General features: G+C 62.0%; 12 protein-coding genes. 4 read left to right on the forward strand and 8 right to left on the reverse strand.

Annotated elements, in window-relative coordinates; translation table 11 throughout:
• Window positions 1–12: 12 nt before the first annotated feature.
• On the reverse strand, window positions 13–645 hold the full coding sequence (locus E8F06_RS21910; RefSeq protein WP_190834783.1) for a response regulator transcription factor: 633 nt from the start codon (window positions 643–645) through the stop codon (window positions 13–15).
• A 509-nt stretch (window positions 646–1,154) separates the two neighbouring features.
• On the opposite strand from E8F06_RS21910, the gene E8F06_RS21915 reads away from it, so the two are divergent.
• Complete coding sequence (locus tag E8F06_RS21915) at window positions 1,155–4,769, forward strand: transporter substrate-binding domain-containing protein (protein WP_280370971.1); 3,615 nt, start codon at window positions 1,155–1,157, stop codon at window positions 4,767–4,769.
• Here the strand turns inward: E8F06_RS21915 and E8F06_RS21920 are convergent.
• Window positions 4,763–5,959, reverse strand: coding sequence for an EAL domain-containing response regulator (locus tag E8F06_RS21920; protein ID WP_280370973.1), 1,197 nt, complete (start codon window positions 5,957–5,959; stop codon window positions 4,763–4,765). The genes E8F06_RS21915 and E8F06_RS21920 overlap by 7 nt on opposite strands.
• Before the next feature lie 168 nt (window positions 5,960–6,127).
• On the opposite strand from E8F06_RS21920, the gene E8F06_RS21925 reads away from it, so the two are divergent.
• A complete protein-coding gene (locus E8F06_RS21925) occupies window positions 6,128–6,763 on the forward strand; it encodes a response regulator transcription factor (RefSeq protein ID WP_280370975.1) in 636 nt (211 codons plus the stop codon).
• Window positions 6,764–6,774: 11 nt separating this feature from the next.
• Here E8F06_RS21925 and E8F06_RS21930 read toward each other — a convergent pair whose 3' ends face one another.
• The 6 genes from E8F06_RS21930 to gbcA all read right to left on the reverse strand — a co-directional run bounded on the left by E8F06_RS21930 (window position 6,775) and on the right by gbcA (window position 15,475).
• Complete coding sequence (locus E8F06_RS21930; RefSeq protein WP_280370977.1) at window positions 6,775–9,348, reverse strand: fimbria/pilus outer membrane usher protein; 2,574 nt, start codon at window positions 9,346–9,348, stop codon at window positions 6,775–6,777.
• Between the two features lie 117 nt (window positions 9,349–9,465).
• Entirely contained in the window at window positions 9,466–10,197 is a 732-nt protein-coding gene (locus tag E8F06_RS21935; RefSeq protein ID WP_280370978.1) for a molecular chaperone, read from the reverse strand.
• A 74-nt stretch (window positions 10,198–10,271) separates the two neighbouring features.
• The gene (locus tag E8F06_RS21940) at window positions 10,272–10,838 is read right to left on the reverse strand and encodes a fimbrial protein (RefSeq protein ID WP_280370980.1); all 567 of its coding nucleotides are present in this window, start codon (window positions 10,836–10,838) and stop codon (window positions 10,272–10,274) included.
• Between the two features lie 460 nt (window positions 10,839–11,298).
• On the reverse strand, window positions 11,299–11,619 hold the full coding sequence (locus E8F06_RS21945; protein WP_280370982.1) for a hypothetical protein: 321 nt from the start codon (window positions 11,617–11,619) through the stop codon (window positions 11,299–11,301).
• A gap of 776 nt (window positions 11,620–12,395) precedes the next feature.
• On the reverse strand, window positions 12,396–13,466 hold the full coding sequence (locus E8F06_RS21950) for a pentapeptide repeat-containing protein (protein WP_280370983.1): 1,071 nt from the start codon (window positions 13,464–13,466) through the stop codon (window positions 12,396–12,398).
• Between the two features lie 719 nt (window positions 13,467–14,185).
• Window positions 14,186–15,475, reverse strand: a complete 1,290-nt coding sequence (gbcA, locus tag E8F06_RS21955; RefSeq protein WP_280370985.1) for a glycine-betaine demethylase subunit GbcA — start codon at window positions 15,473–15,475, stop codon at window positions 14,186–14,188.
• A 362-nt stretch (window positions 15,476–15,837) separates the two neighbouring features.
• Here gbcA and gbcB point away from each other — a divergent pair, with 362 nt between their 5' ends.
• Together gbcB and gstA are read left to right on the forward strand one after the other, a co-directional pair.
• Window positions 15,838–16,941 carry a glycine-betaine demethylase subunit GbcB gene (gene gbcB, locus E8F06_RS21960; protein ID WP_280370987.1) on the forward strand — a complete coding sequence of 368 codons (1,104 nt, stop codon included), beginning with the start codon at window positions 15,838–15,840 and terminating at the stop codon, window positions 16,939–16,941.
• 294 nt (window positions 16,942–17,235) lie between these two features.
• Window positions 17,236–17,841, forward strand: coding sequence for a glutathione transferase GstA (gstA, locus tag E8F06_RS21965; RefSeq protein WP_280370989.1), 606 nt, complete (start codon window positions 17,236–17,238; stop codon window positions 17,839–17,841).
• The last annotated feature ends 280 nt before the right edge of the window (window positions 17,842–18,121 follow it).

Below are 18,121 nucleotides of genomic sequence, written 5' to 3' on the forward strand. Positions count from 1 at the left end.
AAGGCATGATGCTCAGGGAGTGGGCACCACGTAGCGGCGTGCGAAGTCGATCAGGTCGACCTGGTTGCGGGTCTTGAGCTTGTCCATCAAGCGGGATTTGTAGGTGCTGACCGTCTTGTGGCTGATGAACAGTTGCTTGGCGATTTCCTGGTTGTTCTTGCCATCGGCCAGATTCTGCAGGACTGCCAGTTCGCGGTCGGAGAGGCTGTCCAGCAGGTAGCTGTCGCTGCATTGCCCCGGCTGCGAAGCGTCCGGCAGGTGCACGGTGCTCGGGAACAGGCTGTAGCCGGAGAGCACCGAGCGCACGGCGGAGATCAGGCTGAACGCCTGTTCCTGCTTGGACAGATAGCCGGTGGCGCCGGCCTGCAGGCAGCGGTTGGCGTAGAGCGAGGCTGGCAGAGAGGTGAGCACCAGCAACTTCACGTTGGCGTCCATGGCGCTGAGTCGCCCCAGGACTTCGAGGCCGTCAAGTTTGGGGATGGCGATGTCCAGGATGACCAGATCGGGCCGCAGCGACCGGGCCATGCTGAGGCCTTCGACGCCGCTTTCCGTTTCGCCGACTACCTCGTAGTCCTCGCGTTCCAGCAGTACGCGAGTGGCAAAGCGGAGCATGGGCTGGTTATCGATCAGCAATACCTTGTTCATCCGTCGGTTCTCCTCGTCAGGCTTCCCAATGAATACGGACGGCGCGTGGCCTTCTGAAAGATGCCGTTGGGAGCTGGGGTTGTTCGAAGTTCGCTGGGTGCACCTACCCGACGGGGCAGGTTGTCCAACGCGTTTGGAGTTGAAGGACGTCAAGTTGGCTCGCTCTGAAAACTTCTTCAGAATTAAGCGAATTGTCCTTCGGACTTCTCCAAATTCTGCGTACCCACTTTCAACAAGTTTGAAAGCCGATGTTCCGTCAAGTGGCATGAATCGAAGCAATCAGTAGGTCCGCAGGGCCGGAAGTATATTGTTGGTTTTACTTCTGATCGGTCGTTTAGGAACTTTCCTACAGACCATGTAGGCGGACTTCTCGCCCACATCGCAAGAGCCACAAAAGACTTCCCCTTCGACTAAGGTTCTGATCGTTGAATTCACCCAGGCAGGCTGGCCAGTTGCGCATTCCTTCTTTCCTCAGATCGTCTGTTGGACGCCTCTGGCTCGTGTGCTGGATGACCCTGATCGGCACGGGCAGCGCTGCTGCCGAGGATGTCCAACGCCTGGTCCTTTCCAGCCAACTGGTGGTCGATCAGCAGGACCTCGCCATCAGCGAGGACGACTGGCACTGGCTGCGGCAGAAGCGCGAGCTGGTGCTGGGCGTGGCCGCCGACGGCACGGCCCCCATGGAGATCATCCAGCGCGATGGCAGCTACGAGGGCATCGCGGCCGACACGGTTGCGCTGATCAGTCAGTGGCTCGGCATGCAAATCAGGCTGCGGCAGTATTCCGACCGTCCCGCATTGCTGCGTGCCCTGGCCGCCGGGGAGATCGATCTCTTCGTCGGCGATGGGCAGGACGGCAGGGAAGCCCCGGCGATACGTAGCCAGGCATTCGCCACCGACCGCCTCGCCCTGTTCCGCCGCTACGACGACCATCGCGTCCTGCCGCCGGACCTCGAAGGGATGCGCGTCGCCCTGGTACCCGGGCACGACCAGGCGCTCGGTCAGCGCTATCCCGGCGCGCAGCAGGTGGTCGCCGCGTCCGTTGACGACGCCATGGCCAAGGTCGCCTTCGGCCAGTCCGACCTGCTGCTCGGTGACCTGCTGCCGGTCTATTTCCAGCTCAATCGCAGTTTCTACGGCCTGGTGAAATTCGATCGCTTCATTGACCAGCCCGATGCCGGCATCGCCTTCATCATGCGCGAGGGCGATCAGCGACTGCTGCGAGGCATCGATGCCTCCCTGCGTGCCATCGGTCCCTCGCAACTGGATGAGGTTGCGCGGCGCTGGGTGGGCAGTGGAATGACGCTGGTCAGCGAGCGGCCGCCGTTGTCGGCCGAGGAACAGCGTTGGGTGGATCGCCATCCGCTGGTACGCCTGGTCATCGATGACGACAAGGCGCCGCTGGCGTTCTTCGATGAAGACGGGCAATTACGGGGCATCGTTGCCGACCTGCTTGAAATGGCATCCTTGCGGACCGGACTGCGCTTCGAGGCGGTCAGCCGGGCCGGTGGCATCGACAGGCAGATCGACAGCGTCCTGGACGGCGAGGCGGATCTCGCCATCCTCACCGCGAGCAAGGAGCGAGAGGCGCACTTGCGCTTCACCCGTCCGATCTCCAGGGTGCCCTTCGCGCTGGTGGCCCGCTCCGGCCAGGACAGCGGCGCAGTGGCGCTTGTGGGGAACGGAGCGGGGCAGCGCCTGGCGTTGAGCAGGGGCAACGTGGCCCGCGATGAGATCAAGGCGATCTACCCGGCGCTTGAGCTGGCTGATGCCGGCTCCCACCTGGACGCGATGCACCTGGTTGCGGACGGACGCGCCGATAGCGCGCTGGTGCCCATCAGCGCGGCGCGCTACTACATCACGCGGCTGTTCCAGGGGCGCCTGGCGATCAGCGGGCTGGTCGGGCTCGAGCCGGTCACCGCCAACTTCGCCGTTCGCCGCGCCGATACCGAACTCCACGCCATCCTCGAAAAGACCCTGGCCAGCCTCGGGCCGGACCAGCTCAACGCCATCTCCAACACCTGGCGGGGCAGTCCGGGGATGAGCCCGCAGACCTGGCGTGACTACGGCACCCTGATCCAGCGCATCCTCATCGGTGCCGGGCTTTTGCTGCTGCTGGTGCTGGCCTGGGTCTTCCACCAGCGCCGCGAGGTGCGCCGGCGCCGGGCCACGGAACGCCAGTTGAACGACGAACTGCGTTTCATCGAGACCCTGATCGACAGCATGCCGCCGCCGCTCTATGTCCGAGACGCCGGGGGCCGCCTGCTGTCCTGCAATCGCAGCTACCTGTCTGCCATCGGCCTGCCGTTGGAGCAGGTGCGTGGGCGGACGGTTGCGGCGCTGCCTCCGGAGGTCTTCGAGTCGGCGCCGGAGTTCCAGCAGCTCTATCGCCAGGCCATGACGGAAGGTCAGATGCTGCAAGGCGTACGAACCGTGCAGATAGGCGGGCAGAGTCTGTGGATCGACCATTGGGTCCATCCCTTCCAGGACTCCACCGGCACCGTGAAGGGCGTGATCTGCGGCTGGCTCGACGTCACCGGACACCGCCAGCTGGTGCAGGAGCTGGAGGCCGCGAAGAATCTGGCCGATGAAGCGAGCCGCGCCAAGACCACCTTCCTCGCGACCATGAGCCACGAGATCCGTACGCCGATGAACGCGGTGATCGGCATTCTCGAACTGGCGCTCAAGCGCGCCGGGGACCAGCCCATCGACCGCTCCAGCATCGAAGTCGCCTACGGTTCGGCGCGCAGCCTGCTGGTACTGATCGGCGACATCCTCGATATCGCCCGGATCGAGTCAGGCCGGCTCAGCCTGGCACCCCACAGGGCCAACCTGCGTGAGCTGGTGGAGTCGGTCGCGAGGGTGTTCGACGGCCTGGCGCGGCAGAAGGGCCTGAGCCTGGTGCTGGATATCGACTCCAGCATCCAGGGTGACGTGCTGGTGGACAGCATGCGCTTCAAGCAGATCCTCTCGAACCTGGTCAGCAACGCCATCAAGTTCACCCGCGAGGGCAGCGTTCGCCTGCAGATAGAGGGCGAAGCGTCCGAGCCCGGACTGCTGCGGGTGAGCTTCTGCGTCGAGGACACCGGCATTGGCATTTCCGAGAAGGACCAGCGTCGCTTGTTCCGCCCCTTCGCCCAGGTCGAGCGGGGTTATCACCAGACGGAAGGGGCGGGGCTGGGGCTGGTCATCTGCCGTTCTCTCTGCGAAATGATGGGCGGGCGCCTGACGCTCACCAGTGCGCCGGGCCGGGGTACGCGGGTGGACGTGGAGCTGCGGCTGCATCGCCTCGATCCTGTGGAAGAGCCGGTTGCCGGCGCGACGGCGGTGGCGCAGGAGCGGCGCAGGCTGCGGGTACTGGTGGTGGACGATCATCCGGTGAACCGGCAGATCCTCGCCCAGCAGCTCGGCTTCCTCGGTCACGAGGTGGTCGAGGCGGAGAACGGCGTGGATGCCCTGGCGTTCTGGCGCGCTGGGCGCTTCGACGTCGTCGCCACCGATTGCCACATGCCACGCATGAGCGGCGCCGACCTTGCGCGCGCCATTCGTGAAGGCGAGCGTGATGCCCAGGGGGCGCCGACGCTGATTCTCGGCTTGACCGCCGATGCCCAGCAGGAGGAAGTCGAACGCAGCATCCGGGCGGGAATGGACGACTGCCTGATCAAGCCCATCGGGCTCGATCTGCTGGAGGAAAAACTGCGTGCCGCAAAGGGTGGAGAGCCGGCAGCCGAGGTAGCCGCGAGCTCGCCGACGCCGTCCACTGCAGAGGTGCCGGGGTTGTTCGATCTCGCGCCGCTGGCGCCATTGACGGGGGGCGATCCCGGCCTGATCCACAACCTGCTGAATGAACTGTTGGAGACCAATCGCCGGGATATGCGACCCCTGGCTGAACTCGCTGAGCAGGGCGATGCCCATGGCCTGTCCGAGCTCGCTCACCGGCTCAAGGGCGCCGCGCGGGTCATCCGGGCCGAACCATTGATCGCCGCTTGCGTGAACCTCGAGCAGGCGTGCAAGACGCCGGCGCCGGACGCATCGGAACTGCGCGCGACTGCGGGTGAGCTACGCCTGGCACTGCTGGAACTGGAACAGGCACTGATGGCGCGGATGACCGCTGGCGGTCATTGAGGCCCGGACCTGTCCTCGCGGGCCAGCAGGTCGAGGAAACTATCGCGGTCCTGCGGGCGGGCGAAGAGGTAACCCTGGGCCACCTGGCAGCCAAGGGCCAGCAACTGGTCGCGTTGCTCGGGGGTTTCCACGCCTTCCACCACCAGCGTCATGTCCATCGATTCGGCCAGGCCAACGGCGCTGCTGATGACGGCGCCGGTGCGTGGCTGGTTCATCAGTTTGCGAACGAAGCTGGCGTCCAGCTTGACCTGGCTGAACGGCAATTCGCAGAGGCGGTCCAGCGACGAGTAGCCGGCACCAAAGTCGTCCATGGCCAGTCCGCAGCCCAGCAGGCGCAACCTCACCAGGCATTCCAGGCTCGCCGCAGGGGCTTCCAGCAGGCCTGTTTCGGTGAGCTCGAAGGTCAGGCCTTCACCGGGGAGACCGGCATCCGCCAGAGCCTTGTCGATGCGCCCGGCGAGGCTTTGATCGCTCAACTGCCGGGGCTGGAGGTTGAATGCCAGGTTCACGCGTCGTCCGGCGCGGGCGAGCTCCTGCTGCAGCGCGAGGCCCTGGGCGAAGAGCTGCCAGAACAGCCGGTCGATCAGGTCGTGGGCTTCCATGGTCGGCAGGAATTGCGACGGGGCGAGCACACCGCGCTGTGGATGACGCCAACGTGCCAGGACCTCAGCTCCATGCAAGGTCTCGTTGCCAAGGTGGAATTTGGGTTGGAACCAGGCTTCGAACTCGCCCTGATCCAGGCCACGGAGAATGTCGTCCAGCGTGGGGGCATCCGGCGCCTGCCAAGGCGCAGGGGGCGTGACCGAATCGGCGGTGTGGCGTGCGATCAGCGCTGCGGCGCGGTCCATGTCGAACGGCTTGCCCAGGTCGCCGAGGAATTGCAGGCCCAGACAGCGGGTCATGACGCTGATGGCCTGGCGCACTTCGGCGTCCACTTCGCTGCTGAGGATTACCGAGCGGACCACGCCCGCCTCGCTCGCGTGACGCAGGAAGGCCGCGCCGTCCATGCCGGCCATGCGCAGGTCGCACAGCACGATGTCCACGCCGCCACAGGCTTCCAGCAGGGCCAGCGCTTCGGCACCGTCCGCCGCTTCGTGGATGCGTTCGAGCCCCAACTGGCGCAGGGCGGTGATCGCGATCAGGCGCTGGAACGGCTCGTCTTCCAGAACCAGAATGCGTAAGTTCTTCATGCGGGGCTCGACAGGGGTTGGGATACCGGCCAAGTTACTGGCGAAGAAGTGGTCCCATCTAGGCGGCGCTTCCTATGGGGTTGTAGGAAAATTCATCGATGGCCCGGACGGGTCACCAACGGACACAGCGTCACGGACGTCCGCTCCCCTTTTGATTTCGAGGTTGCAATGAGAAGTGCCCTGATCGTGGACGATCACCCGGTCATCCGTATGGCCGTCCGCATGCTGCTGGAGCGCAGCGGGATGGAGGTCGTCGCTGAGGCTGACAACGGCGTCGATGCCTTGCAGCTGATTCGTCAGCATGAGCCGGATATCGTCATCCTGGATATCGGGATTCCGCGCCTCGATGGTCTCAATGTCATCTCGCGAATTCGCGCCCTGGGCCTCGACAGTCAGGTCCTGGTGCTGACCTCTCAGCCGGCGGAGAGCTATTCCCAGCGCTGCTTCCAGGCAGGAGCGAAGGGCTTTGTCAGCAAGGAAGAGGACTTGCAGAACCTGCTGACGGCCATCAATGCCATCAACGCCGGATTCACCGTGTTTCCCTCCAACTCTCTGAACGGCAATACGGCGCCAGCGCTGAGCGAAGGTGAACTGGTGGAGAGACTGTCCAACCAGGAGCTGATGGTCTTGCAGTACCTGGCGACCGGGCTGTCGAACAAGGAAATTGGCGAGCGCATGCTGCTCAGCAACAAGACCATCAGTACCTACAAGACGCGCATCCAGCAGAAGCTCAACCTCGGGTCATTGCTGGAGCTGATCGAGTTCGCCCGGCGCAATGACCTTGCCGAACGACCAGAAGGCTGAACTTTCGTCCCTCAGTTCTGGCAACTGAGGCGATAGCGCTGGTAGTTGCTGGGCTTGTCCTGTGGTGGTAACGCGTAGGCGGCGGCGCATTGTTGCCCACTCCACTTGATGGTCAGCGTGGCCTGTTCCTCTTCGACCAGGGCCAGTGCCCTGCCACTCGGGTCAGAGATGGCGAGCTGCTTGCCCTTGGCATCCTCCAGCGAAGCGCCGAATGGGATGGCTTGGCCCAGGCTGTCGAACAGCTCGAACTGGACGCGTTGCCCCTTTTTCCCTTCGTAACGGGCTAGCACTATGGCCCCGCGGCGCGGTACGACCTGCTGGGTAGCGTTGTCGATCTCGACGCCGCCGCCGAGGTTGCGTGTGTCCAGGGTTATCCAGTTGGTCCGGTAGGGCTGGGCGTTGGGCACCACGGCATAGCCGTTGTATCCAGTGTTGACCCCGCTGAAGTTGCTGACACCGACACCCGAGATTTCGGGCACTTCCACCAGTGCGAAGGTTTCACCTACCGGTTGGCCCAGGTTGATGCCACCAGCGTGCGCCACGACGGAGCCGGACAGGGTGAGGTTCTCCGACGTGTAGCTGCGTCCCTTGCTGTAGCCAAGGTTGATCTCGGCAAGCGAGGTGCGGCTGTTCAGGTTGACCGAGGTCGAGCTACCCCCGCTGCTGCTCTTGCTGCCTTGCACCGAGTAGGAGGTGTCGCCTTCTTCTGACAGGTAGCCGTTCACGCCGACCTGCGTGTTGTCGTTGTTGTCCTGATGGGTGTTCGAGAGGTAGACGCGCGGCGCCCGCGGCCTTGAGCCCAGAGGAAAGGACACGGAGAGGTTTAGCTGGGTGTCGTCGTTCGACGGGCCGGCGGTACCGATGTTGCGGGTCTGGCTCACGCTGAAGCTGTAGCTGACATCGCGCCAGCCATTGGAGTAGCCGGCGGAGAGGCTGCGCGTACCGCCCCGATTCCAATAACGCTCGTCGCTGGCATTGATGTAGAGGCTGCCGTACTTGCGCTGGCCAAGGGTCTGGTTGACGGTCAGGTCGGTACGGATCTTCGAGCGACCACTCGTGCTCGGCATGCCCAGGGTGAGTTCTTGAACATGGTCGGAGAGCGTCCGATAGCCTTCGGTGGAGTAGCGATAGGCCGCCAGGGTGAAGCTGGTGTCGGTGCCGGTGAAGGTCTTCGCGTACAGCGCACGCAGGCTGTTGCCTCGGGCGGAGAGCCCGCGAACCCGGCTGGCCGAGTGGGTAACGTCGACCGACATGGCGCCGATCGGAGTATTTCGCCCGGCACCGAGCGATACGGCATTGAAGTCCTGGGTGGCCTGGGTTCCGGCAATGCCCGTGAGGTTGCTGCTGAGGCCGTAGGCTGCAGTCGCGCTGACGAATGCCGGGTTCTTGAGGTCGTCACTGTTGCTGTTGAACTCGCCTGCAGAAAGGCTGTAGTTCAGTTGGCCTTCGCGGACCATGGTCGGCAGGCTTGAAAAGGCCTGCAGGCTCACGCGTCGACGTCCGTCGGCCTCGATGATGGTGATCTCCAGGTCGCCATTGGAACCGGTGGGAAAGATGTCGCTGATCTCGAACGGACCCGGCGCCACGGTCGTGGAGTAGAGGATGTAGTCGTTCTGGCGGATCTCTACGGTTGCGTTGGTTTCCGCAACGCCGCGTATGACCGGCGCGTAGCCGCGCTCGCTGTCCGCCCGCATGGCGTCATCGGAGGCCAGCTTGATGCCGCGGTAGCGCACACTGTCGAACAGGTAGGCGTCGGAGTAGATCTCGCCCAGGGTGAGTTGCCCCTTGAGCCTTGTGACGTCGCGCTGCAGGTAAGTGCGGTTGCTGGTGAACGTGCTTGGCCGACCAGTGCCCGTCCGATAGTTCGACTCGTTTCGCAGGCGCCAGGCCCCCAGGTTGATGCCGTTGCGCAGGCCCAGGTTGTTGAATGTCTGCCGGCCGTAGTCGTCCCGGTTCCGGTTGGTGTTGAACTGGTAGTTGATGAAGGCGGCGGTGACACCGTTGTCCCACAGCGCCGGGTCAACGTAGCCACGCCGGCCCGCGAGCATGGCGACCTGCGGAATGCTGGCGCTCAGGCGCAGGCGAGTCGAGTCGTAGCGCAGCGTGGCCTGGTCGATCAGTGTCGACAGGTCATAACAGGTGTCGGCCGTGTCGGGATCGACCACGCCCTGTTCCACCAGCTTTGCCAAGTCGATGCCCAGCAGATGGAGCAGCTCGATAGTCAGGCAGGGTTCGACGATGCCCGTCTGCTGATTGCGCAGAAAGTCGATGTCCTTGCGCCCGACCAGTACCTCGTTGCTGTAAAGGTCCACCCGATAGTTGCCGGGCACGACGCTGTTCGCGCGCAGCAGAGACTGCAGGTCAACGGCGGACGGCGCACCTTTGAGGAAGGTCGTGTTGAACGAGGCGACCTGGCGGGCTGCCTCCGGTAACGGTTCGGGGGATTTGGCATACAGCGTCGTCGAAGGGAGAGCCAGGGAAATGGCTAGCGCGAGTCTGCTGCGGCGAACCAGGGGGCGTGACCTTCGGTTGTCCGCGGGCAACCGAGTGCACGGTCCCTCGATATGACTGGGCCAATTGCTCATTTCTCAATGACTCCGCACTGCCCGGTTCACCTCCCCTCAGGACGAGCGGTGCCAGGCGGGAGCGTTCAGCACCCGCCGGAGGTGAGCCAGAGGTTTGGGATAGAGCTCGTTACAAGCTCACTCGGACCGCTTTGCCGTGGCTCCAGCGGGACTCCCGACGGAAAGGCTTGCGGAGTAGGGCACCAGGGCTCCGTAGTCGTTGATGCTGGAGAAGGTCAGATCAACGGTTTTCGCAGAGGGCAGATCCGGGACGCTGAATACCCGTTCTTCGCCGGGGGCGATCATGGTCGAGTCGACGGCCACCGTGGTGCCCAACTTCACATCGCTCATGGAGACGTGGTACTTGCCCGGGTTTCGGATCTTCAGCTCCGTCTTGCCTCCAAGGCGCGCGAGCTGCCATTGCAGTTCTTCCGGCGCACGGTGGGCTTCGGTCGTCAGCCCCTCCGGACGGAAGAAGATCTTGATTCGCTGGCGGACGGCCAACTGCAAGATGTTCCGACCTTCGGTGGTCTGGGGGATTTCCTGAACGTTGAGCCATACCACCGACTCCCGGTCGGTAGGCATGCCGCTGCCTTCATAGAGAATGCGCAACAGTTGTCGTTCGTTCGCCGGTACGCGCGCCAGGGGAGGCGTCACGGCAAAAGGTGGTGGCGTGTCCGTATCCTTGTCGCTGTCGATCCATGACTGAACAAGAACGTCCTTGCCAGTGTTGCGAACGGTGATGCTGGCCTCTTTGTTGGGGCTTTTGAAGACAATACGGGTGGAGCTGAGAGAGATTCCCGCGCATGCGTGGGAAGCCAGCACCAGGCTCAAGGCGCCCAGGCAGGTGGAGATCGTGCGACGGAGCATAGGAATTACCATCAGGTACCAGGGAAGTAGCGGGGCCGGATGGCCCCGCCAGGCTTCATGGATGCCGTTCCTGCTTATTCGTACTGCAGGGTGAACGGCAGGGTGGCGTTAGCGTCACCGGGAGTGGCGGTCTTCGGGTCGGCAGTGGTGACGTAGGCTGCGGCGAAGGTCAGGGTGGCGTCGGTACCGTTCAGTGCGCTCTCGATCTTGGCGGTGTTTTTTGTGCGCAGGTCAATGATTTCACCATTGCTGTCCATGATGGCGATGCCGACGTTCGTGGCAGATTCGGTGCTTCGGTTCAGGGCCAGGATTGGCTTGCTGTCGACCAACCCGGAACCAGCTGCGGCGTCGAACACCATGGCGACCTTGGTGCCTTCGTTGCAGTTGACCTTCAGGTTGAAGTTGCTTGCGCCGATTCGGCCGCCGGTCGGGGCGGTATCGGTACCGATGTCCTTGATGGCAAGGTTGCCCATATCGACGATGATGGCCTTTTCCTTACCGACGGAGCCGTCTACCGTGCAGGCATCGTTGTTGATGAAACCGGTGAAGTTGATCTGGCCACCACCTGCGTCGACGGCAAAGGCGGAACCGCTAGCTGCGATGACGGACATCGCGAGGAAGGCCAGGGAGAGCTTTTTCATGGTGTTACTCCAGACAAATTGATCACGAAAAGTGGTGCATCGAAATGCCCAGCCAAGATAATCCCTGATGATTTTCGGGCATATCAGATGAGGTTCTTGGTTCTGTAAGGAATTACCGACGTTGCGGGTAGCCCCTTTCTTGCTCGTTTTTCAAGGCCACGCTTTGCTGCAATAGAAAGCAGAAAGCCTTGGTAAACGGCCGCTTCAGCTTGGTTGATCGCTCCGTGCCGTAGCGTTTGGAGGGCCAATTCAGGACTAGACGATGGCTATTCGCTCGTGGGCGAGGGGAGAGGGAGGCAGGCGATTGCCGGGCCTGGCCGAGTCGGACCGGAATGCCGCGTGGGGCAGTCGGCGGATGCCAACACTTCGTGATTGAAAGTCGTCTGCTTCACGACGGCAGCTGCAGTGTGCTGTGGGCCCCCAGCGGAGGCTGGCGACGTCCTGTGGGGGCCTGGTCCTTTCAGTTGAAGGTGACGATCACCACCTTGCCGCGAATCGTGGAACGGGAGGTGCTGGCGACTTCATAAGTCTTTATGGAGGACGTATCAGCCACGCCTGCACAGATGCCATTTGCAGCGGGAGCCGCCCCGGCGCTGCCCGGGCTGACACCATTGATTCGACCTGCATGCCGGCTCCACGTAGCCGTGGAATATTCACACGGTCCCCTCTCAATGCTCCCTACGAAGTGAATGACGCCATGTGTCGTCTTGCCGTCGTTTGCTTGGGAAGCCGCTGAAAATGCAATCAGCAGCATCGCAATGGGGATAAGAATTTTCTTCATGGCTGAGCCCTCTGTCTGACTTAGGGTCAGTAAAGATCAGACGGCTCTGACCTACTAGATTTGAGCTTTCCGATTCTTCTGTAGGAATTCAGGGTCCGTCTGAAGTCGCTTCGCAGTCTTCGGAGAATTCCTATGGGGAATGTGTGCTCATCCTCAATTCGTCGGGAATGGGAAATTTCACACAGCCCATTTCCCGTGGGAACCGAGGATCATTGGGAATTTTGCCGGGCTGACTGAGCGTCAGAAAGGACGTTGGCTGGGAGTGGCGGGCAAAAAAAGCCCCCGTCAGGGCCGACATCCCGACGAGGGCGAGGGTGGTCCTTGAGGGGACCTCAGTGTGTGCGTTCGGACCAGGCCTTGAGCAGGCTCGAGGCCAGTCCATAAAGCGTCAGGGGATGGCGAAGCCTAGGCATACGGACATGGCAGTGTCCTCTGCTCCGTGGAGCGGACCCTTGGTGCTTACTCGTTGACCTGGCGCAGCGTGGTGACCGGGGTGTTGCCCTGTTTGTTCAGCATCCGTTCGCTGTACCAGTCGAGGAAGTTGATTACGCCGAACTCGTAGGTCTTGGAGTACGGGCCCGGCGGGCAGGGCTGATCGAGCAGAGGATGGCGCAGCGTCGGGACTTCCTATCCGGGAGACGTGAACGCGGCAGGTTGCGGCCGATACAGCTTCGGATGGCACGGCAATAGCCCCGGGCCGAGGAGCCCGGGGCTATTGGTTTTCCGTTGAAACGCTTTCAGCGCTCACTTAGGTGGCAGGCGCTGAGTCGACGTTATCACGGGGAGGTGATGGCTGCCGGTACCGCCGGAGATACTGCGGTGATCTGTTGCAGGATCGGCTTCCAGGTTTTCCACCAGGCCGGGTCGACTAGCGTCGATGCCTGATCGTCGTCCAGGGACCACCACTCTTGTTCGCTGCGTTTATGGCCGTTGATGAACAGATGCTCTGCGGTGTAGGTCACTGTATAGGAGTCGCAGACTATGTGCTTGATCTGCGTGCCATTGCCCAGTGTCTCGTTCATCGAGGCAACGCCATGTATTGGGCTGCCATCGAGCAGCGTTCGGGAGAAGGTGGCCTGGTCCAGATTGGCATTGTTCAGATTGACGTCGCTGAGGTTGCAGTCAATGAAACGAGCATTGCTCAGGTTGGCATTGCTCAGGTCTGCGCCGCGGAAATCCACACGCTTGAAATCCGTATCGGTTAGGTTCGCGCCACGTAGATTCGCGTTGCGAAGATCGACATCGCTCCATCTCCCGTGGTTAAGGTGAGCGTTGCTCAAGTCGGCCTGTTCCAATTTACAGGCGAAGAGCGACGAGTATCTAAAATCGGTACCGCTCAGCTTGCTGTTGGGAAAGAAGCAACTTTCCACCGTGCAGTACATTAGAGAAGCCTTGCTGATGTTGGAACGGTGAAAATTGCAGGAAGTGAGATAGGCGCCGGGCATACGGGCTTCGCTCAGGTCAGCGTCCATGAGGTGGACGCTAGAAAGGATGCTGAATCTCAGGTAGGCGTCGTGCAAATTGATCCGGTTCAGGTATGAGGAACGGATCCAGGCATAGGACAGCTCGGCATAGGAAAAATCGGTTTCTTCAAACGTGGAGTTGTACATCCTGCATTGACGCAGATTGGCAGAGCTCAGATTCTCGCCCATGAAACCGTTCACACTAGTCAGGTCGAGACCTTCCATATCGGCACGTCTTCCGTGTGCCGGATTCTTCAGCCATTGCCGATGCGCTTCGAGCATTTCGGCACCTGCTTCCAGGGAATTGGGGAGTTTTTGCATGGTGATTTCCTTTTCAAATTGATTTCTGACATCGCATCCTGATGCGGGCAGATTGACCTCCATGGCGTGCCAGCAGGCGCAGGTTGTCTTGCCTCTGGTGCTCAACTGGACCTGTCACGGTTACTCCTGAGTGACGCGAGTGATCAGGCTTGCTTGCCTGAGACGCCGCCGGAGCGGGGCTCGCGTCGAACAGAGGGCGACCTGGGCGTTGGCAAAGTGCTGCATCGAAATGCCCGGTCAAGTTAATTAATCGGCACTTTTCCTCGCTATAGGCCGCGGCTTTCGAGCTTGTAAGGGGCTGCTTTGGGAGGTGTAGTAGTTTTCTTTGGCGAGGATTTGAGGGATTTGCGGGAATATTGAGAGGACGGCTCGTCGATTCCTGTATCCGGATGCACGTAACCATGTTCGAGCCGCCGCGGAAGTCCCTCCCAAGCAAATGTAGGAATAAGTTCGATATCGAGACGGGCGCAAAGGTCTCGACCGCTGACGGAAGGATTGGCGGGGCAAAGGAAAGAGAAAGAAGAGGTCTCCGCGAGGCGTGATGCTCGGGAAAACGCTAGGGCGTGAAGAGCTAAAAAAAGCCCCCGTCAGGGCCGACATCCCGACGAGGGCGAGGGTGGTCCTTGAGGGGACCTCAGTGTGTGCGTTCGGACCAGGCCTTGAGCAGGCTCGAGGCCAGTCCATAAAACGTCAGGAGGATGGCAAAGCCCAGGCATACGGACATGGCTGTTCCTCCGCCCAGCGAGGCCGCCGCAGCCGCCTCACCGAGCTCCCTGGAAGTGTTACTCGTTGACCTGGCGCAGCTTGGTGGCCGGGGTGTCGCCGAGGTTGTTAAGCAGGCGTTCGCTGTACCAGTCGAGGAAGTTGATCACGCCGAACTCGTAGGTCTTGGAGTACGGGCCCGGCTGGTAGGCGGTGGAGTTGATACCGCGCTGGTTCTCTTCGGCCAGGCGACGGTCCTGGTCGTTGGTGGCGTCCCAGACTTCGCGCAGGCGTGCCACGTCGTAGTCAACGCCTTCCACGGCATCCTTGTGTACCAGCCACTTGGTGGTGACCACGGTTTCCTGGGCGCTGATGGGCCACACGGTGAAGACGATCATGTGGTCGCCCATGCAGTGGTTCCAGGCGTGGGGCAGGTGAAGGATGCGCATGGAGCCCAGGTCCGGGTTCTTGATGCGGCCCATGAGTTTCTTGCAGCCCTGCTTGCCGTCCATGGTCATGGATACGGTGCCGTCGAGCAGCGGCATGCGCACGATGCGGTTGCGCAGGCCGAAGCTGGCGTGGGCGTAGGGGATCTTCTCCTCGTCCCAGGCCTTGGTGCAGGCTGCGACCTGATCCTTGAACGCCTGGCTGGCGCGCGGGTCGGTAACGTCGTCCCACTCCAGCAGGGTCTTCAACAGTTCCGGGTGCGAACCGTTGCAGTGGTAGCACTCGCGGTTGTTCTCGATCACCAGCTTCCAGTTGGCGGCTTCCTTCAGGGTGGTCTGCACGGCCACCTTGGTGTTCTCCATGTCGTACGGCTCCATGTAATGGGCCAGGGTGGAGAGGAAGTCGTCGATAGCCGGCGGGTTTTCCGACAGGTTGATGAAGATGTAGCCGCCGGCGCTCTTCACGTGCACGGGCTTGAGGTTGTAGTCCTTGAGGTCGAAGTCGGCGCCCATCTCGGTACCGGCGAACAGCAGGCGGCCGTCCAGTTCGTAGGTCCACTGGTGGTACGGGCAGACCAGCTTGGCGACCTTGCCCTTCTCACTGACGCACAGGCGCGAGCCACGGTGGCGGCAGACGTTGTGGAAAGCGTGGATCTGACCTTCGGCGCCACGGATGACGATGATCGGGTTGTCGCCGATCTGCAGGGTCAGGTAGTTGCCCTTGGCAGGGATCTCGCAGGTCATGCCGGCGATCAGCCATTCCTTGTGGAAGATCTCCTGCATGTCGATCTGGAACAGGCGCTCGTCGCTATAGAACGGCTGCGGCAGGGAGAAGCTGTGGTCGCGTTCGCGGAGCATTTCGGCCGTGGCCTTGCGTGCGGGTTGAAGCGGATCGCCCAGGCTCAGGGTGGAAGTGACGTCCATCGGTAACTCCTCAATGGCTGGTCGCGCTGGCGACCGCCGCAATAAGTGGCTGTTTCGGTTGTCACGCAAGGCGGCGTGACCTGCCCTCGTTTCTCGCCTGCCGACTGGCTGCCCTGCTGCGGGTGCGAGGGTGGTTCGCTCAAAAGCCTTATGGTTCGGCTGGGAATCAGTGTGCTGGCGCTGGCAGGCACGACCTTGCCCATGGGCGACATGGGGACATCCGTTTCCGACGCGCAAGGCCCGATGGTTGCTGGCAGGTCGCGATGAGCATGTGAATGTCGCAGACAGGTAAATGGGCCGTTTTTGCGTTATTCACAATCCGTCGCAATAGGCCGATTTCCGGCCATGGGCGGAGCAGCGTCATGACCAATAACTTCCTCAATCCCATCACGACCCAGACCTGGACCAACGGCCGGCACATGGTTCGCTGCGTCAAGGCGATCCAGGAAACCTGGGATGTGCGCACCTTCTGTTTCATGGCCGACCAGCCGATGGTGTTCTTCTTCAAGCCGGGGCAGTTCGTGACCCTGGAACTGGAGATCGACGGCCAGCCGATCATGCGTTCCTACACCATCTCCAGTTCGCCCTCGGTGCCCTACAGCTTCTCCCTGACCATCAAGCGCGTGCCTGGTGGCAAGGTCTCCAACTGGCTGCACGACAACCTTAAAGAAGGCGACGTGATTCCGGTGCACGGCCCGGTCGGCCTGTTCAACGCCATCGACTTCCCGGCGGAGAAGGTGCTGTTCCTTTCCGGCGGCGTCGGCATCACCCCGGTGATGTCCATGGCGCGCTGGTTCTTCGACACCAACGGCGCGGTGGACATGATCTTCGTCCACAGTGCGCGGACGCCGAAAGACATCATTTACCACCGCGAGCTGCGCCACATGGCCTCGCGCATTGAGAACTTCAAGCTGCACCTGATCTGCGAGAAGTACGAGATCGGCGAGACCTGGTCCGGCTATCGCGGCTACCTGAGCCGCGCGATGCTCGACCTGATGGCAGGCGACTTCATGGAACGCGAGATCTTCTGCTGCGGCCCGACGCCCTACATGTCTGCGGTCCGGCGCCTGCTGGAAGCGGCCGGCTTCGACATGAAGCGCTATCACGAAGAAGCCTTCGGCCCGACCCCGCCGGAGATTCGCGAAGAAGTGAAGGAGCACGCCGCCGAGGCTGCCGAAGCCGCTGCCGAAGTACCGGCCGGCGCGATGAACCTGGTGGAGTTCACCGGAACCGGCAAGAGCATCCGCGTGGCTCCTGGCGAGACCGTGCACTCGGCCGCTGCCAAGGTCGGTCTGCATATTCCCAAGGCCTGCGGCATGGGCATCTGCGGTACCTGCAAGGTGATGAAGACCGCTGGCGAGGTGGAGATGGAGCACAACGGCGGCATCACCGACGAAGACGTCGCCGAGGGCTACATCCTTTCTTGCTGCAGCGTTCCCAAGGGCGACGTATCTATCGATTATTGATGGTTTTCTGAGCAACTCCCGCCAGCCCGCGCCATTCGCGGGCTGGCGCCATCTATCCACAGCTTGTGGATGCAGCGGTGCACAGATGCTGTGCGCAACTAGCTGAAATCGTTGAAAAAATCGCCAATCCTCCGCAAGTCCCGCAGGCCGTGGGCGAGCATCGGGGACGAACAGCTTTTCCACAGGCTGGTCCACTGTTCGTGGGGGCAACCCCACTATGCTTGTCCTGATGACTCCCTCCGCCGGCGCACTGCCTGCGCCGGCTACTCGTGGCCTGCCAGAGGAGCCCATGCGATGAAACTCTTCTATTCCCCCGGAGCCTGCTCACTTGCCGTGCATATCGTCCTGCGCGAGATCGGCAAGCCCTTCAACCTCGAAAAGGTCGACCTGGGTGCTCACAAGACCGCGCGCGGTGACGACTACTATCGCAACAACCCCAAGGGCTACGTGCCCCTGTTGGAGCTGGATAACGGGCAGTCCCTCAGCGAAGGGCCGGTGATCTGCCAGTACCTGTGCGACCAGGCCGGCCGCACCGACCTGATGCCGGCTGCAGGCTCCCTGATGCGCTATCGCGTCATGGAGTGGCAGGCGTTCATCAACAGCGAAGTGCACAAGAGCTTCGGTGCGCTGTTCAACCCCACTCTGGATGACAAGGCCAAGGCGACCTACACCGGCATGGCCCACCGTCGTCTGCAATGGACCTCGGAGCAGTTGCGCGGCCGCCAGTACCTCACCGGCAACGACTTCACCGCGGCGGATGCCTATCTGTTCACTGTGGCCAACTGGGCGGGGTTCCTGAAGATGGATATTTCCGACTGCCCGGAACTCCTGGAATTCCAGGGCCGCGTCGCTTCCCGTCCAGCCGTGCAGGAGGCGCTGAAGGCGGAGGGGTTGGTCTGAGTCCGTGCCCGCTTTTGTGGGGGCGATTTCAAGCGCTGTGCGGGCTGCTGATTCTGGGGGCAGCTGCGCTGCCCTTGGCGAATGAATTCGCCCCTACAGGGAAAGGTGCGCCCTTGTCGCTTCCCGCCCGGCTAAGAGGAGGTGCCAAAGGCAGAGGGGTTTTGAGATTGACCCGCTTTTCGTGGGGGCGATTTCAATCGCTAAGCAGGCCGCAGGTCTGCCCTGCAGGTATTTCCGGGGCAGTTGCACTGCCCATTGCGAATAAATTCGCCCCCACAAG

It is taken from the genome of Pseudomonas sp. BN411, from assembly GCF_029871235.1.
Classification (GTDB): domain Bacteria; phylum Pseudomonadota; class Gammaproteobacteria; order Pseudomonadales; family Pseudomonadaceae; genus Metapseudomonas.

Bases quoted from the DNA above. Each gene is read 5' to 3' on its own strand.
- E8F06_RS21945 (WP_280370982.1), bottom strand. From the start codon at position 11,619: ATGAAGAAAATTCTTATCCCCATTGCGATGCTGCTGATTGCATTTTCA.
- E8F06_RS21930 (WP_280370977.1), bottom strand. From the start codon at position 9,348: ATGAGCAATTGGCCCAGTCATATCGAGGGACCGTGCACTCGGTTGCCC.
- gbcA (WP_280370985.1), bottom strand. From the start codon at position 15,475: ATGGACGTCACTTCCACCCTGAGCCTGGGCGATCCGCTTCAACCCGCA.
- E8F06_RS21910 (WP_190834783.1), bottom strand. From the start codon at position 645: ATGAACAAGGTATTGCTGATCGATAACCAGCCCATGCTCCGCTTTGCC.
- gbcB (WP_280370987.1), top strand. From the start codon at position 15,838: ATGACCAATAACTTCCTCAATCCCATCACGACCCAGACCTGGACCAAC.
- gstA (WP_280370989.1), top strand. From the start codon at position 17,236: ATGAAACTCTTCTATTCCCCCGGAGCCTGCTCACTTGCCGTGCATATC.
- E8F06_RS21950 (WP_280370983.1), bottom strand. From the start codon at position 13,466: ATGGAGGTCAATCTGCCCGCATCAGGATGCGATGTCAGAAATCAATTT.
- E8F06_RS21915 (WP_280370971.1), top strand. From the start codon at position 1,155: ATGACCCTGATCGGCACGGGCAGCGCTGCTGCCGAGGATGTCCAACGC.
- E8F06_RS21925 (WP_280370975.1), top strand. From the start codon at position 6,128: ATGAGAAGTGCCCTGATCGTGGACGATCACCCGGTCATCCGTATGGCC.
- E8F06_RS21940 (WP_280370980.1), bottom strand. From the start codon at position 10,838: ATGAAAAAGCTCTCCCTGGCCTTCCTCGCGATGTCCGTCATCGCAGCT.
- E8F06_RS21920 (WP_280370973.1), bottom strand. From the start codon at position 5,959: ATGAAGAACTTACGCATTCTGGTTCTGGAAGACGAGCCGTTCCAGCGC.
- E8F06_RS21935 (WP_280370978.1), bottom strand. From the start codon at position 10,197: ATGCTCCGTCGCACGATCTCCACCTGCCTGGGCGCCTTGAGCCTGGTG.